General features: G+C 70.6%; 14 protein-coding genes. 9 read left to right on the forward strand and 5 right to left on the reverse strand.

Annotated features, from left to right (window positions below; genetic code table 11):
- Positions 1-157: 157 nt before the first annotated feature.
- Positions 158-748, reverse strand: coding sequence for an NYN domain-containing protein (locus EXE42_RS01465; RefSeq protein ID WP_241988310.1), 591 nt, complete (start codon positions 746-748; stop codon positions 158-160).
- 210 nt (positions 749-958) lie between these two features.
- Between EXE42_RS01465 and EXE42_RS01470 the strand changes: the two genes are divergently transcribed.
- Positions 959-1213: a hypothetical protein gene (locus EXE42_RS01470; RefSeq protein ID WP_092922549.1), complete on the forward strand. Its 255-nt coding sequence runs from the start codon at positions 959-961 to the stop codon at positions 1211-1213.
- 316 nt (positions 1214-1529) lie between these two features.
- Here the strand turns inward: EXE42_RS01470 and EXE42_RS01475 are convergent, their stop codons facing one another.
- Positions 1530-2192: a S26 family signal peptidase gene (locus EXE42_RS01475; protein WP_092922552.1), complete on the reverse strand. Its 663-nt coding sequence runs from the start codon at positions 2190-2192 to the stop codon at positions 1530-1532.
- 127 nt (positions 2193-2319) lie between these two features.
- Here EXE42_RS01475 and EXE42_RS01480 point away from each other — a divergent pair, with 127 nt between their 5' ends.
- Positions 2320-3504: a glycine cleavage system aminomethyltransferase GcvT gene (locus tag EXE42_RS01480; RefSeq protein ID WP_137705756.1), complete on the forward strand. Its 1185-nt coding sequence runs from the start codon at positions 2320-2322 to the stop codon at positions 3502-3504.
- 40 nt (positions 3505-3544) lie between these two features.
- Here the strand turns inward: EXE42_RS01480 and moaC are convergent, their stop codons facing one another.
- On the reverse strand, positions 3545-4069 hold the full coding sequence (gene moaC / locus EXE42_RS01485) for a cyclic pyranopterin monophosphate synthase MoaC (protein ID WP_137705757.1): 525 nt from the start codon (positions 4067-4069) through the stop codon (positions 3545-3547).
- Positions 4062-5561 (reverse strand): NAD(P)H-hydrate dehydratase, encoded by a 1500-nt coding sequence (locus EXE42_RS01490; protein ID WP_137693295.1) that lies wholly within the window; start codon positions 5559-5561, stop codon positions 4062-4064. Before EXE42_RS01490 ends, moaC begins: the two co-directional genes overlap by 8 nt.
- 389 nt (positions 5562-5950) lie before the next feature.
- On the opposite strand from EXE42_RS01490, the gene EXE42_RS01495 reads away from it, so the two are divergent.
- Together EXE42_RS01495 and EXE42_RS01500 are read left to right on the forward strand one after the other, a co-directional pair.
- On the forward strand, positions 5951-7015 hold the full coding sequence (locus EXE42_RS01495; RefSeq protein ID WP_092922564.1) for a glycosyltransferase: 1065 nt from the start codon (positions 5951-5953) through the stop codon (positions 7013-7015).
- Positions 7016-8782, forward strand: a complete 1767-nt coding sequence (locus tag EXE42_RS01500) for a DUF2070 family protein (protein WP_092922567.1) — start codon at positions 7016-7018, stop codon at positions 8780-8782.
- 152 nt (positions 8783-8934) lie between these two features.
- Here EXE42_RS01500 and EXE42_RS01505 read toward each other — a convergent pair whose 3' ends face one another.
- A complete protein-coding gene (locus EXE42_RS01505) occupies positions 8935-9948 on the reverse strand; it encodes a lysylphosphatidylglycerol synthase transmembrane domain-containing protein (protein ID WP_137705758.1) in 1014 nt (337 codons plus the stop codon).
- Positions 9949-10096: 148 nt separating this feature from the next.
- On the opposite strand from EXE42_RS01505, the gene EXE42_RS01510 reads away from it, so the two are divergent.
- From EXE42_RS01510 to EXE42_RS01530, 5 genes are all read left to right on the forward strand, one after another.
- A complete protein-coding gene (locus tag EXE42_RS01510; RefSeq protein ID WP_092922570.1) occupies positions 10097-10960 on the forward strand; it encodes a hypothetical protein in 864 nt (287 codons plus the stop codon).
- Between the two features lie 58 nt (positions 10961-11018).
- Positions 11019-12056 carry a glycosyltransferase family 4 protein gene (locus tag EXE42_RS01515; protein ID WP_092922574.1) on the forward strand — a complete coding sequence of 346 codons (1038 nt, stop codon included), beginning with the start codon at positions 11019-11021 and terminating at the stop codon, positions 12054-12056.
- A gap of 88 nt (positions 12057-12144) precedes the next feature.
- Positions 12145-12921: a pyrroline-5-carboxylate reductase gene (proC, locus tag EXE42_RS01520; protein WP_137693293.1), complete on the forward strand. Its 777-nt coding sequence runs from the start codon at positions 12145-12147 to the stop codon at positions 12919-12921.
- Positions 12914-13789, forward strand: a complete 876-nt coding sequence (gene proB, locus EXE42_RS01525; protein ID WP_137705759.1) for a glutamate 5-kinase — start codon at positions 12914-12916, stop codon at positions 13787-13789. The genes proC and proB overlap by 8 nt, the downstream gene beginning before the upstream one ends.
- A complete protein-coding gene (locus EXE42_RS01530; RefSeq protein WP_137705760.1) occupies positions 13773-15134 on the forward strand; it encodes a glutamate-5-semialdehyde dehydrogenase in 1362 nt (453 codons plus the stop codon). The genes proB and EXE42_RS01530 overlap by 17 nt, the downstream gene beginning before the upstream one ends.
- Positions 15135-15138: the final 4 nt, after the last annotated feature.

Consider the following 15138-nt stretch of genomic DNA (forward strand, 5'->3'; position numbering starts at 1 on the left):
GGACGGGCGGATACTCCGTGGATCTAAATACGCGGTGACGAGCTGGGGGGTGAGGCTGCGGTGCGGTTGCGGCCGGGTGGGACGCAAAGGGGTTCCGGAGGCGTTCGCCGCAGAAGATCGTTCGTTCGTCACTCGCCGCTGCCGACGTTCTCGACCGCTATCGCGTCGAGGCCGATTCGCTCTCCGCCTCATCTTCGTCGCTCACGGACTCGCCCCTCGTATCGCCGTCGAGCGTCACGGAGCCGTTAGCGGCGTTCCGCAACGCGTCCGACCGGCCGAACTCGCCGGGCGCGATGGCGAGCGTCCGGATCCCGTAGCCGTTCGCAGTCTCGACGACCGGCTTGAAGTCCGTGTCGCGGGAGGCGATCGCGAGCGTCTCCATCCGGCCCTCGGCCGCGAACCGCGCGGCGTCGACCGCGAGCTTCACGTCCACGTCGCCGCTCGTCATCACGACCTCGAAACCGCGGGCCTCCGCGGCCTGGATCAGCCCCGGCGTCGCGTGCTCGTCGAGATAAAGCCGGGCGGTCACCAGCGGCCCCTCCGCCTCGGCGGCCCGACGCACGTCGTCTAAGTCGACGTCGAACTCCTCGCGCAACACGTTCGGGCCGTCGACGAACAGCGCAACGCCGCCGGCGTCCGCGTCCGTCACGCCGTCCGGTCCGACCTCGCCGTCGGCGGTCGCCTCGCCGTCCGCGCTCGTCTCGCCGTCGGCGGTCGCCGCGCCCTCCGGCCCGTCGCCTCGGTCCATGGCCGGCCTTCGCCGTCGCGGGAGATAGGGATGGTGATTCCCTCGCGGCCCCTTCGACCCGTCTTCGATGCGCAGTCCGTCCACTAATCACCCGTATTCCTGCCGATTGTTCTGAAAATTTAACACCTTATATCGATATTACGACCTGACTCACGTCTGTAGTGGGTATACGCAGAATTGAAGTAAGGTGTTCAATAATAACGGAGTAAGATGTCACAATCGAACGCGTACACCGTTACTTCCGCACAGAACGATCATGATTGTACCACAGTACGTGCCCATCCGCGCAACGAGACGTTCCACGTCGTCGAGTACGCCGACGAGGACGCCCGCGAGCGCGTCGCGGACCTGCCGGTGGGCTCGGTCGTGAAGATGGAGCTGTCGCGCGCCGGCCGTCGGAGCAACGTCTGGTGCGCCGAGTCGGTCACGACCGCACGGACCGACGGCGGGACGAGCGGGGAGTAGAGAGAGCGGTTCTCGACACGGTATTCCGGAGCGTTCGATCTCTTCTATTGTGAAGAATCGCCCGCACCGTCGGATCGACGGGTGCCGGCACCGAAGCCCGCCTCACGGCTGCCCTCTGCGTCCCGCCCCGCACAGCACCTCACGCCTCACACCTCCCCAGCCTCGCGGCTCACGCTCCGCGGCCGCGCCGCTCGCGTTCGCCGCGTCCCTCGCGCCGCGCTCCTCGCGGCCGCTCGTAGGCACGCGCCGGTCGCACCGCATTTGACGGGCGCGACCGGAGGCCGAATTGAACGCCGTGTCGCCCTGTCGGACTGTCTCACCGCCGTCGTTTCCGCCGAATCCGTCCCAGCAACAGCGTCCCGACTCCCCCCGCGAGGCCCGCGAACCCCACCAGGACGACGCCGGTTGCGACCCCGCCGTATCGCGCGGCCGTCGCGTCGATCCCCACCCGGATCCAGCCGAGGTTCGGCACCGCGAACAGCGCCTTCCCGACGATCCACTCCTCCGGGACGACCGGGGCGATGCCGGCGCTCTGGTCGTACAGCCCGTTCGCGTCGCCGTGCGTGACGTACCCGTCGTACGGCGCCGGGCAGGTCGAAAGCTCCGCGCAGTCGGCGGCGAGGAGTGCCGGGTCGGCGCGCTTCGTCCAGTCCTCGCCCGCCTCGACGCGGAACGCCAGCCGGTGGAACACCGGTCTCCCCCCGGCGCCCGGAACGGTGTAGACGACCACGTCGCCCGTCCCGCCGAGGCGGGTCGGCGCGTCGGAGTCGGCAGCGGTCGAGAGGTCTCCCCACGGCGCCCGGTCGGGGGCCGTGACGACGACGAGGTCGCCGCGCTCGACGCCGGGCGCCATGCTGCCGCTCTCGACCGCGACGAACGGCGGCCACGTTCCGACGAGCGCGCCGACGAGGACCGCGATCAGCAGGACTGCGACCACGGGCGCGAGCGGACCGGCGCGAGCGGGTCGAGGGCTGCTCACGCCCGAGAGGGGGAGCGGCGTCCGCTTGAGGCTGTCGCCCGAGTCGGTCGTCGACGGGGGAGTCCGCGGCCGGCGCGGGGACCACCGATGTCACAAAAGCTTAGGTTCGTCCGGGAGAGGTGCGAGTATGACCGATCGGCTCCCTCCGCTTCACGAATCCCACGACGCGCGCGGCGCGAAGTTCACCGACTTCGGCGGCTGGCAGATGCCCGTCGAGTTCGACTCGATCCGCGAGGAACACGCCGCGGTCCGCGGGTCGGTCGGCGTCTTCGACGTCTCGCACATGGGCGAGATCGAGGTCTCCGGACCGGACGCGACCGAGCTGATGAACCGACTCACGACGAACGACGTTCGCGCGCTCGACCCCGGCGACTCCCAGTACGCCGCGGTCACGGACGAGGACGGCGTGATGCTCGACGACACCGTCGTCTATCGGCTCCCCGACGGCACCGCGGCCGGCGAGGGGGCGTCGTCGCTCGCGGACCTGGAGGCGACCCACGACGGCGACCTCGACGCGCCGAGCGGCGACCCCGCGTACCTGTTCGTCCCGAACGCGGGCCACGACGCCCAGATGTTCGATCGCTGGACGGCCCACCGGGACGAGTGGGACCTCGACGCGACCGTCGCCAACGCCACCGACGACTGGGCGATGCTCGCGGTCCAGGGCCCCGACGCGGCCGACGCGCTCGACGAGGCCACGCCCCGCGACGGAGTCGTCGATCTCTCGAAGTTCGAGGCGACGGCGGCGGCGGTAGCGGGCACCGAGAGCTGGGTCGCGCGCACCGGTTACACCGGCGAGGACGGCTTCGAGGTGATGTGTCCCGCCGGCGCCGTCGACCCCGTCTGGGCGGCGTTCGTCGACGGCCCCGATCCGGCCCAGCCCTGCGGGCTCGGCGCGCGCGACACGCTCCGAACCGAGATGGGGTTCCTGCTCTCCGGACAGGACTTCGACCCCGACGACGAGCCACGGACACCGTACGAGGCGCGGATCGGCTTCGTCGTCGAACTCGACGCGGAGTTCGTCGGCCGCGACGCCTTGGCGGCCCGGAAGGAGGAGGGCGTCGACGAGACGTTCGTCGGGGTCAGGCTCCTCGAGCGCGGCGTCCCTCGAAGCGGCTACGCGGTCACCGACGGCGATCTCACCCGCGTCGGGAAGCTGACCTCCGGAACGATGAGCCCGACCCTCGACGAGCCGATCGGTCTGGGCTACCTCCACGAGTCGTACGCCGACGCCGGCACCGAGGTGAGCGTCGTCGTCCGCGGCGACGAGAAACGGGCCGAGGTCGTGATTCCGCCGTTCCTCGACCGCTGAACGGGTCGACGCGACCGCAACCGCCGGGCTCCGGCGGCTACTATCCGACCGGCTCCTTCCGCTTCTCGACCACTTCCACGTCCGCGATCCGCGTGTCCGGATACCCGCCGTCCGCGTCCTTCTCGGCGGCCTTCACCATGTCCCAGACGGTGTTGAGTCCGGTCGTAACGCCCTCTAACGCCTCCATTTCACACCCCGTCTTCCCCGTGGTCTCGACCGCGACGGTCAGTTCGATCCGGTCGTCGTCGACGACGAACTCGGTGTCGACGTTCGTGATCGGGATCTGGTGGCACATCGGGATCGTCTCCCAGGTGTGTTTGACCGCTTGAACCGCGCCGATCCGGGCGGTCGCGAGCACGTCTCCCTTCTCGACCGCGTCCGCCTCGACCGCGGCGACCGTCTCCGGCGTCATCCGTATCTCGCCGCGGGCGACCGCGCGTCGGCTGCTGTCGGCCTTCGCGCCGACGTCGACCATCTGAACGTCGCCGGAATCGTCGGTGTGGGTCAGCGCGTCGGCGCGTCCGTCGCTCGCGTCGTCGGACCGGGCCGCTCCCTCGTCACTCATTACGCATCGCCTCCGGCAGCCGGTCGGGTAAGTCCGTCGCCACCAGTCCGTTCCCGTTCGCGTCCGCGGCGGCGTCGCCCGCGCGACCGACGGCGTAGGCGCCCACCGCGGCCGCGTGAAACGGGTCGGTCGCGGCCGCCAGCGCCCCGACCGTCCCCGCCAGCACGTCGCCGGTCCCGCCGACGGTCATCCCGGGGTTGCCGGTGCGGTTCAGCCGCACGTCGTCGCCGTCGGAAATCACGTCGACGGCGCCCTTCACGAGCAGCGCGTGGCCCAGGTCGGCCGCGAACTCCCGGACCAGTTCGGCGCGCTCGTCGGGGTCCGGCGCCGTCTCGCCGCCCATGTCGACGAGTTCGCCCTGGTGCGGGGTACAGACCAGGTCGGCGCCGGTGTCGACCTCGGGGACCGCCCGGAGCGCGTCGGCGTCGACGACGGCGCGCCCCTCGAACTCCGTCAGGAACTCGCGGACGAACTCCCGGGTTCCGTCCCCGTCCCCGAGCCCGGGACCGAGGACGACGGCGTCGCTCGCGGCCGCGAGCGACGCGACCCGCTCGGCGCGGGACGGTCCGACGCGGTCGCCGGGCAGCGCGCGGACGATGAGGTTCGGCGAGAACCCCTGAACCTCGCTCGCGACCGACTCGGGACAGGCCACCCGAACGAGGTCCGCGCCGGTCCGGAGCGCGGCGAGCGCGGCCAGCGTCGGCGCGCCGGCGTAGGGGCCACCGCCGACAACGAGGACCTCGCCGTTGTCCCCCTTGTGGGAGTCCGGGTCGCGGTCGAGCCCGAGCAGGTCGCCCGGCCCGGTGAACCGCTCCGCGGCGGTCGGGATCCCGATGTCGGCGACCGTTGTCTCGGCGTCGAGCCCGGCCAGCCCGGGCTTCTCGTCGTGGAACGTCACCACCCGGTCAGCGTCGACGGCGACGGGGTCGGTCGTCGCGTCGCCGTCGGCGGGGGCGGCGGTGTCGTCGGCCGAGTCGCCGGTCGGCTCGCCGGTGTCGGCGTCGATCCCGGAGGGGACGTCGACCGCGATCACCGTCGCGTCGCTCGCGTTGATCGCGGCGGCCGCGGTCCGTTCCGGTTCGCGGAGGCCGCCCGAGACCCCGGAGCCGAGCATCGCGTCGACGACCACGTCCGGGTCGTCGCCGTCGGAGTCGATGAGGTTGAAGTCGCGCGAGTCGGTGACGGTCTCCCGGGGGATCTCCGCGTTTCCGAGCGCCGCCCAGTTCTCGCGGGCGATGTCGGTCCGGATCGTCTCCGGACGACCGAGCAGGTGGACCGTGACCTCGTATCCGCCGAGAAACCGCGCGGCGACGAGCGCGTCGCCGCCGTTGTTGCCGCGGCCGCAGACGAGCGCGACCGTCGCGCCGGGCTCCGCGACGGCTCGCACCTCGCGAGCGACCGCGTTGCCGGACGACTCCATCAGCTGCTTGCGGGGCACGCCGAGCGCGGCCGCGTTGGCGTCGACGGCCGCCATCCGGTCGGTCGTGATCATGACCGTCCGTTCGGCCGCCCGGGGATTAAGCGAGGGGGATCGGGGCGCACCGGCTCCGAGGTGCCCCGGCGCGGCGGTGTGGCGCCGTTCCGCCTCGCTTCGAGGCGTGACGCCGTTCCGCCTCGCTTCGAGGCGTGACGCCGTTCCGCCTCGCTTCGAGGCGTGACGCCGTTCCGCCTCGCTTCGGGAAATGAAAATGTTGAAGCGGTCAGGTGGCGAACCCCGCGAGTAACCGTGGTATCGGCACTATACGTCGGCGCGGCCGCCCCGCTACCCTCCTCCCCGGCCGAGGCGGCCGACCCGTCCCCTCCACTCCGAGACCGCTGCGACCGCTGGGACCGACGCGACGGCCGCGGCCGATCGCGCCCCATCGACCGCCAGACGCCACTATGAACATCGGCTTCTTCACCGACAGCTACTTCCCCGGGATCGACGGCGTCACCTACACCATCCAGGCGTGGCGGGAGCGCCTCGAAGCCCGGGGCCACGACGTGTACGTCGTCTATCCCGCGAGCAGCCACGATCCCGACGACAACGAGATACCCGTCCCCTCGCTGCCGAACCCCTTCTACCGTCAGTACCGCCTGCCGACGTACCGTCGCCTGTCGACGCTCCCCGACCTCGACGTCGTTCACTGCCACGGCCCGGCGTCGACCGGCCTGATGGGGATCCGGTACGCGAAGCGGTACGGCGCGAGGTCGGTGTACACGCACCACACGCCCGTCGAGGACTACTTCGTCCAGGGGCTCAAGTCCGAGCGGCTCGCCGCGCTCGCCGGGAAGGCGTACGTCGCCTACGAGAACCGATTCCTGAACGCGTTCGACTGCGTCACGGCCTCGACCTCGCGGATCCGGCGGGACGTGGAGCCGTACCGCCTGCCCGTCGGGATCGAGATGGACCGGTTCCGGCCGCGCGAGGACGGCCGCGTCGCCGCGCTCGCGACCGACGGCGGCCCGACCGCGGCGGACGCCCCGGTGATCGGGTACAGCGGTCGGATGACCCACAAGAAGAACGTCGACCAGATCCTCCGGCTCGCGGAGCGGCTGCCCGAGGTGCGGTTCGAACTGGTCGGCGAGGGACCGGTCCGGGCGGACCTGCTCGCGGACGCGCCCGCGAACGTCCGGTTCCACGACTTCCTCCCGCGGGACGAACTTCCCGACTTCTACGCCGCGCTCGACGTGTTCGTCACCGCCTCCACCTGCGACACGCTCGGACTCTCGACGCTGGAGGCGAACGCCTGCGGCACCCCGGTGGCCGCCGCGGACGTGGCGCCGTTCGACGAGACGATCGGCCCCGAGAACGGTGCCAGATTCGCGCTGGGTGACCTCGACGACATGGAGCGCGCGGTCCGGGACTGCCTCGACGGGGACAGGGACACCCGCGCGGCCGTCCAGCAGTTCTCGGTGGAACAGACGATAGACGAGCTCGAGTCGATCTACGGGGTGACCGCGTAGATGGGCGCGGACAACGTCGACGCCTTCCAGCGGTTCATTTTCTCGGTTCCACCCCTCAGGATTCAGGCGGCCGCGCTCGTCGTTCTCAGCGCCGTGTACGCCGTCGGCACGTTCGGCGGAATCTGGCTCTTCACGCCGTTCGCGCCGGACCCGTCTCGGATCGTCCCGGTGGCCGCACTCATCTTCTTAGTCCCGTTCGTCGTCGCCGCGGAGCTGTTCCCTCGCGTCCTCGACGGCTACCCGCGGCCGTGGAGCTACTTCCTCGCGCTCACCTCGCAGTTCGTCCTGTTCGTGTACGCGCTGGTGCTCTCCGGCGCGAACGACGTCGGGAACGCCTGGAGCATCATCTGGCTCAGCTTCATCACGCTGTACCTAGTCAACATCCTGGTGCTCGTCGTCTCGACGGGCATCGACCGCTCCGACCGGATCCTCCTCGTGTCGCTGGCGGAGCCGGGGCTGCTCATCACCGCCTTCTACGCGCTGGGCGGCAGCGACTTCGGCTTCTCGACGTACCGCCACGTGTTCGCGTTCGCCTCGCTGCTCATCGCGGCGGGCTTCCTCGTGTTGGTCCTCGTGGTCGTCGACTACCTGATCAAGAGCAACACCGACGTCTCCGCGTTCGCGCTCACCTCCGGGCTCCTCCGGAACGACCGCGAGTCGCTGGACCTGGGCGTCGAGGCCCGCCCGTCCGTGGAGACGTTCGCCGTCGACAACGGGGCCCGGCTCACGGTCGCGGCCCCGTGGGTCCACCCCGGCCCCCTCGGCGGGTTCGGCGGCGGTCAGCTGAGCGGGAACCTGATCGACTCGCTGAACGGGGGTCGAGGGGACGGTGCGGGGCGCGATCCCGCCGAGGTCGCCGCCGACGGAGGAGCCGAGACCGCTGCGATCGACGGCGGGACCGGCGCGGCCTCGGACGGCTCGGCCGGGTTCTTCTTTCACGTCCCGTGTACGCATAAGGAGGACCTCTCGAACCCGGCGGACGCGGAGCGGATCCTCGACGCGATCGCGGAGCCGGAGCGGACCGAGCGCGCCTCCCGGCTCGTCACCGAGTCGTACGGCGAGCGGGAGGGGTACGCGGACGTGCGATTCCACGGCCGTCGGATCGGGGAGAAGGAGGTGATCGTCCTCCACGGCGAGGGGATCGACGACTACGACACCGGCGTGTTCATGCGTGACGTCGACCACGACGACGTGCTTTTGATCGACCAGCACAGACACGACATCCAGAACGGCCCCGACGTCGAGATCCAGTACGGCTCCGCCGAGGCCGACCGCCTCAAGCGCGCGTTCGACGACTTCCGCGACCGGCTCGCGGCCGCCGAGCTCGCGGACGACTACGCCGCCGGGTTCGAGGTGACCCGGACCGGGCAGGACGCGCTGGCGATGGTCGAGTCGGTCGACGGCCAGGAGGTCCTCTGGATCGGCGTCGACACAAACGGGCTCACCCCTGACGTGCGGGCGACGGCCGACGCGTACCGCGAGGAGTTCGACGCGGTGATCCCCTTCTCGACGGACACCCACGCGTCGATCCACGAGCTGGCGAACATGCGCGAGTCCGACACCGACGCGATCGAGCGCGCGGTCGACAGCGCCGTCGACGACGTCGCGCCCGCGACGGTCGGCTTCGAGAGCCGCCGCACGGAGCCGGTGAAGCTCCTGAAGAACGACTACAACGGGCTCGTGTTCAGCGTCAACATCCTCATCCGCCTCACGCTCATCGCCCTCGTGACGCTGTACGTGTTGCTCGTGCTGTGGCTCTTCTTCTGAGACCGGGGCGTTTCCGAGCGAGCGGTTCCCCGTGGCGTTTGTGCCCTCTCGTCGACGTGCCCGCACGGTCTCGCGAGCCCTCCTCCTCGGTACCGAGCGGACCCCGAAACGCGCGTTCGGAGCGGTCGCGGTCGTCGCCGCGTCGCTCCTCGTCACTCCAGCACGCGCACGCCCAGCGCGGACGCCGAGAGGCCGCCGATGAGCATCGGCAGCCAGTAGACGGCGCCGCGGAAGACTAAGACCGCGGCGGTGATCGCGGGGGCGGCGACGCCGGTCGTCGGGACGAGCAGGCCGACGAGCGCGGCCTCGATACCGCCGAGCCCGCCGGGCAGCGGCGTCGCGCCCGCGACGTACGACAGCGGGACGACGAAGACGGGGATCAGCGGCGAGATCGGGTGCCCGACCGCGGCGAACGCGACGGTGAGCGCGGCGGCCTGAAAGAGCCAGCCGACGAGCGAGAGCGCGACGATCCCCAGGAGCCGCCGTCGGTCGGTGCCGACGCGCTCGATGTCGGCGAAGAAGTTCCCCAGCCGGTCCGCCAGCCCGGCCTCGATCGTCTCGGCGTCGAAGCGGTCGAACCGCCCGAGGAACGGTCCGACGGCGCCCGGCACGCGGTCGACGACCGCCACGCGGTAGCGCCAGACGAACGCGATCGCCGCGACGATCGCGGCGACCAGCGCGACCGCGCTCGCGACGGCGAACCCGACGCGCTCGCCGATGGCGGTGGTGGCCGCGTACGACCCCACGCCGACGAACACGAGCGAGACGGAGGGGACGACGTTGAGCACGTCGACGCTCGCGATGCCGACGAGCCCCGTCTCGTACCGCGCCTCGCCCACCTTCGAGATGAGGGCCGCGGCGACCGGTTCCCCGCCCGCCTGTCCGAACGGGGTGACGTTGTTCGCGAAGGCGGCGCCGCTGTACACGAGGAACGCGGTCCGGACCGACAGCCGGACGTCGAGCGCCCCCAGCACGGCGCGCAGCATCAGGCTCCACGACGCGAGCCAGCAGAGGCCGAGTCCGGCGGTCGCCGCGACGAGCGCCGGGTCGGCGGCCGCGAGCGCGTCGACCACGCGCTGGACGCCGACGACGACGAACAGCACGGCGAAGAGGATGACGGCGCCGGCCGACCCGAGGATCAGCGCGCGCCGTTGTGAGCCGTTCATAAACGAGGTGACGCGGTAGCGAACTTGAAACGTCTGCTTCGTCTCTGCGGGGTGCGAGCCGTCGGCGGCGCCGGTCGTGTCGGAGGGGTCGGCGTCCGGAGCGACCGAATGAGAATACATACGTACCGGCGGGCCGACGACCCACCCAATGGAAGATCAGCGGTTCCTCGAGTCGGAGTGGGATTACTGTCTGGTGCTCGACGCGTGCCGGTACGACGTGTTCGCAGACGTGTACGACGAGTACCTCGACGGGACGCTCGAGAAGCGGAAGAGCATCGGCTCGTCGACCCCGGAGTGGGCCTACCGGACGTTCACCGGCGACCACGACATCGCGTACTTCTCCGGGAACCCCTTCATCAACGACCTGGGGATCCCGCTGAACGAGCTCAAGTGGGGCGCGTCCTGCGACTACGAGTGGACCGCGTCAGAGCACATCAGCGACATCCACGACGTGTGGAAGACCGACTGGGACGACGACCTCGGGACCGTCCCGCCGGAGGGGCTCGCGGACGCGTTCCACCGCAATCGGGACGCGGTCGAGCGCGCCGACCGCACCGTCCTCCACTACATGCAGCCGCACGCCCCCTACCTCTCGCGGGGCAAGGGCCAGAAGCTCAAGCAGATCCAGAAGGGGATCAAACGCCAGGAGGAGGAGGCCGAGGGCGGAAGCGACGACGACGGCGGGCTGCTCTCCTCGCTCAGCGACTCGGTCCGGCCGAAGATCGAGAGCCGGCTCGACGACAGCGAGTTCGCCCAGAAGGCCGGGCTGTGGCTCGAACTCGACCCGAAGGACCTCGTGAAGGACGGCACGCGCGTGACGGCGCTGTCGATGTACGAGGAGAACCTCCGGATCGCCTTAGAGAGCGTCTCGGAGCTCGTCGCGGAGCTCGACGGCGACGTGGTCGTCACCGCCGACCACGGCGAGGCGTTCGGCGAGGAGGGCGTCTGGGAACACCACATCGAGACGTACATTCCCGCACTGATGGAGGTCCCGTGGCTGGAAGTCGAGTAGCCGTCCGCACCGACGGCCACGGCGCGGTCGGCGCGCGGACCGGAGCCGCTCCCCACCGATGAAGGTCAGCCACTACTTCGAGTTCGAAGACCACGTCACCGGGGGGATGGCCGCCTCCGTCGACCACCAACGAAAGATGTTCGACCGGGTCGGCATCGAGTACACCACGGAGCCGACGCTGGACGCCGACGTGCTCCACTGCAACCTGATGGGGCCGCGCTCGGTCTGGTACGCGCGCCGCGCCCGGAAGGCGGGCGTTCCCGTCGTCGCCCACACCCACGTCACCGCCGAGGACTTCGGTGACAGCTTCCGGTTCACGAACGCGCTCGCGGTGCCGCTCAGGCCGTACCTCCGCCGTGCGTACGGGCTCGCCGACCGCCTCGTCTGCCCCTCAGAGTACAACCGCGAGGTGATCGAAGGGTACGCGGACGTGCCCGCGACCGTCGTCTCGAACGGCGTCGACCGCGAGAAGCTGACGGGGTTCGAGTCGCTGGAAGCCGAGTACCGCGAGCGCTACGACCTCGACCCGCCGACGGTGTTCATGGTCGGTCACGTCATCAAGCGGAAGGGGTTAGAGACGTTCGTCGAGACGGCCCACCGGATGCCAGACGTGGACTTCGCGTGGTTCGGCCCCATCGACCGGTCGCTGAAGGGCCGCGAGACGAAGCGGCTGGTCGACGAAGCGCCGTCGAACTGTACGTTCACGGGGTTCGTCGACGACATCCGCGGCGCGTACGCCGCGGGCGACGTCTTCTGTTTCCCGACCCACGAGGAGAACGAGGGGATCGCGCTGCTGGAGGCGATGGCGGCCGGGAAGCCGCTCGTCGTCCGCGACATCGAGACGTTCTCGTGGCTCGACGACGGCGAAGACTGCCTGAAGGTGGGAGACGACGAGCGCGACGACGGGACGGCCGCGAGCGCGGACGAGACCGACGCCCGCGGCGACGACGTGTCGGGGTTCATCCAAGCCATCGACGAGCTCCGCGACGCCGACCGCCGAGCGGAACTGGGCGAGGCCGCCGCGGAGCGCAGCGAGGCGTTCTCGCTCGACGCGATCGCCGAGCGGTACCGGTCGCTGTACGCGGACCTGACGTAGCGGGCGCCGAGGCCGAGCCGCTCGGCGGTCCGCGGAAACTTGCGAAAACCGCAGTTGGTATGTCCTCCCACCGACTCCGTAGAGGCAAATGACTCGAGTGAGCGTTATCGGCTGCGGGAACATGGGGGGCGCCCTGCTCAGGGGGCTCGCCCGCGCGGAGGGGTACCACCTCACGGCGATCGACCTCGACCCCGAGGCGCTCGCCGCGATCGAAGACGCCGTCGACGAGACGACCGAGGACGTGGCGGCGGCGCGCGACGCCGACATCGTCGTCCTCGCGGTGAAGCCGGACGTGGCGCCGGCGGTCCTCGACGACCTCGACCTCCGCGCCGACCAGCGGCTCGTGACGCTGGCCGCGGGGCTCCCCCGCGAGTTCGTCGCCGACCGCACCGACGCGTCGGTCGTCCGGATCATGCCGAACCTCGCGGCCGAGACGGGCGACATGGCGGCGGCGGCGACGAACGAGGGCCTCACCGACGAGGTCCGCGCCATGCTCGACGCGGTCGGGGAGTTCGTCGAGGTCGACGAGTCGCTGATGCACGTCTCGACGGCCGTCAACGGCAGCGGGCCCGCGTTCGCGTTCTACCTGATCGACGCGATGAAACAGGGCGGGGTCGAGAGCGGGCTCGACCCCGAACAGGCGGAGACGCTGGCGGCGCAGACGTTCAAGGGCGCCGCGGAGACGGTGCTGCGCGACGACCGGAGCGTCGACGAACTCATCGACGCGGTCTGCTCGCCGAACGGCACGACGATCGAGGGGATGGAGGTGCTGTGGGACAGCGACGCCGACGCCGCGGTCGGGGACGCCGTCGCGGCCGCGGAGCGCCGGTCTCGCGAGCTCGCCGCGGAGTTCGAGGATGCCTGAGGACGCGGGCGCCGACCGCGTGGGCGCGGCCGACGCCGACCGCGTCGCGGCCGCTCGGAAGCGGGCGGCCGCGGCCGACCGCGTGATCGTCAAGGCCGGGACGAACTCGCTGACCGACGACGACTCGCGGCTCGACCGCGTGAAGCTCGACAAGCTCGCCGCGGACGTGATGGACCTCCGCGAGCGCGGCACGGAGGTCGTGCTGGTCTCGTCCGGTGCGGTCGGCGCCGGCACGGGCCGACTCGACGAGGGCCCGGAGTCGCGCGACGGCGTCGACTCGATCGCGGAGAGCCAGGCGCTCTCGACGGTCGGCCAGGGCCTGCTGATGCGCCACTACACGCAGAGCTTCGAACGGTTCGACCAGGACGTCGCGCAGATACTCGTGACGGGCACCGACCTCGACGCGCCGGAGCGGTTCGACAACTTCACGAACACCGTCGAGACGCTGCTGTCGTGGGGGGTCGTTCCCGTCGTCAACGAGAACGACGCGGTGGCGACCGACGAGCTGCGGATCGGCGACAACGACATGCTGTCGGCGTCGATCGCGATCGGGCTCGACGCCGACCTCCTCGTGACGCTCACGGACGTCGACGGCGTCTACACCGGGAACCCGAAGCGCGACGCCGACGCAGAGCTGATCGAGGCGGTCGACGACGGGTACGAGCGGCTGCGGGAGATCGTCGGCGACGGCACCGAGACCGACTTCGGCGGCATCCGCACGAAGGTCGAGGGCGCTCACGACGTGAGCCGCAACGGTATCCCCGCGATCATCGCGGGGTCGGCCGAGCGCGACGTGTTAGCGCGGATCGCAGCGGGTAAGCCGACGGGCACGCTATTCGTGCCGGAGAGGGATGACGACGATGAGTGAGACAGACGCCGACACGAGAGACGACATCGAGGCCGACACCGACGAGCTGGCCCGGCGAGCCGAGCGCGCCGCCCTGCGGCTCGCGAACGCGGACGAGGCGACCCGGAACGAGGCGCTCCGGTCGATCGCGGACGCGATCCGCGACCGCGAGTCGGAGATCCTCGACGCGAACGCGGTCGACGTCGAGGAAGCGGAACAGCTGCTCGCGGACGGGGAGTACACGCAGGCCTTGGTCGACCGGCTGAAGCTCGACGAGACGAAGATCGAGGAGATCGCGTCGATGGTCGAGTCGGTCGCCGAACAGGACGACCCGCTCGGCGAGACGCTCGCGGCCCGCGAGCTCGACGAGGGGTTGGAGCTGTACCGGGTGTCGGTGCCGATCGGCGTCGTCGCGACCGTCTTCGAGTCGCGGCCCGACGCCTTAGTCCAGATCGCGGCGCTCGCCCTGAAGTCCGGCAACGCCGTCGTCCTCAAGGGGGGCAGCGAGGCCGCCGAGTCGAACCGCGTCCTGTACGAGGCGATCGTCGACGCGACCGCCGACCTCCCCGACGGGTGGGCCGCGCTGATCGAGGCCCACGAGGCGGTCGACCGCCTGCTCGAACTCGACGACCGGGTCGACCTCGTGATGCCGCGTGGCTCCTCGGAGTTCGTCTCCTACGTCCAGGCGAACACTCAGATACCCGTGCTCGGCCACACCGAGGGGGTCTGTCACGTCTACGTCGACGCCGACGCCGACTTGGAGATGGCCGCAGACGTCGCCTTCGACGCGAAGGTCCAGTACCCCGCAGTCTGTAACGCCGTCGAGACCCTGCTCGTCCACGAGTCGGTCGCCGAGGCCTTCCTCCCGGACCTCGTCGCGCGCTACGAGGACGCCGGCGTCGAACTGCGCGGCGACGAGCGGACCCGCGAGGTCGTCGACGTCGCGCCCGCGACCGACGACGACTGGGACACGGAGTACGGAGACCTCGAACTGTCGATCAAGATCGTCGACGACGCCTACGAGGCGGTCGAACACGTCAACGACCACGGTTCGAAACACACCGAGTCGATCCTCACCGAGGACTCCGAGACGGCGAAGACGTTCATGACCGGCGTCGACGCCGCGAGCGTCTTCCACAACGCGTCGACGCGGTTCGCCGACGGCTACCGCTACGGGCTCGGCGCGGAGGTCGGCATCTCCACCGGGAAGGTCCACGCCCGCGGCCCGGTCGGCCTGGAGGGGCTCACGACGTACAAGTACTACCTCGAGGGGGACGGCCACCTCGTCGCGACGTACAGCGGCGAGGACGCGGTCCCGTTCACCCACCGCGAGCTCGACGCGGAGTGGGGGCTCGGCGGGGAGTAGGGTG

It is taken from the genome of Halorubrum sp. SP3 (assembly GCF_005435195.1).
Taxonomy (GTDB): domain Archaea; phylum Halobacteriota; class Halobacteria; order Halobacteriales; family Haloferacaceae; genus Halorubrum; species Halorubrum sodomense.

Coding starts and splice junctions, on each gene's coding strand:
- EXE42_RS01490 (WP_137693295.1), bottom strand. CDS start 5,561: ATGATCACGACCGACCGGATGGCGGCCGTCGACGCCAACGCGGCCGCG.
- proB (WP_137705759.1), top strand. CDS start 12,914: ATGCCTGAGGACGCGGGCGCCGACCGCGTGGGCGCGGCCGACGCCGAC.
- EXE42_RS01515 (WP_092922574.1), top strand. CDS start 11,019: ATGAAGGTCAGCCACTACTTCGAGTTCGAAGACCACGTCACCGGGGGG.
- EXE42_RS01530 (WP_137705760.1), top strand. CDS start 13,773: ATGACGACGATGAGTGAGACAGACGCCGACACGAGAGACGACATCGAG.
- EXE42_RS01465 (WP_241988310.1), bottom strand. CDS start 748: ATGGACCGAGGCGACGGGCCGGAGGGCGCGGCGACCGCCGACGGCGAG.
- EXE42_RS01480 (WP_137705756.1), top strand. CDS start 2,320: ATGACCGATCGGCTCCCTCCGCTTCACGAATCCCACGACGCGCGCGGC.
- EXE42_RS01500 (WP_092922567.1), top strand. CDS start 7,016: ATGGGCGCGGACAACGTCGACGCCTTCCAGCGGTTCATTTTCTCGGTT.
- moaC (WP_137705757.1), bottom strand. CDS start 4,069: ATGAGTGACGAGGGAGCGGCCCGGTCCGACGACGCGAGCGACGGACGC.
- proC (WP_137693293.1), top strand. CDS start 12,145: ATGACTCGAGTGAGCGTTATCGGCTGCGGGAACATGGGGGGCGCCCTG.
- EXE42_RS01470 (WP_092922549.1), top strand. CDS start 959: ATGTCACAATCGAACGCGTACACCGTTACTTCCGCACAGAACGATCAT.
- EXE42_RS01510 (WP_092922570.1), top strand. CDS start 10,097: ATGGAAGATCAGCGGTTCCTCGAGTCGGAGTGGGATTACTGTCTGGTG.
- EXE42_RS01505 (WP_137705758.1), bottom strand. CDS start 9,948: ATGAACGGCTCACAACGGCGCGCGCTGATCCTCGGGTCGGCCGGCGCC.
- EXE42_RS01495 (WP_092922564.1), top strand. CDS start 5,951: ATGAACATCGGCTTCTTCACCGACAGCTACTTCCCCGGGATCGACGGC.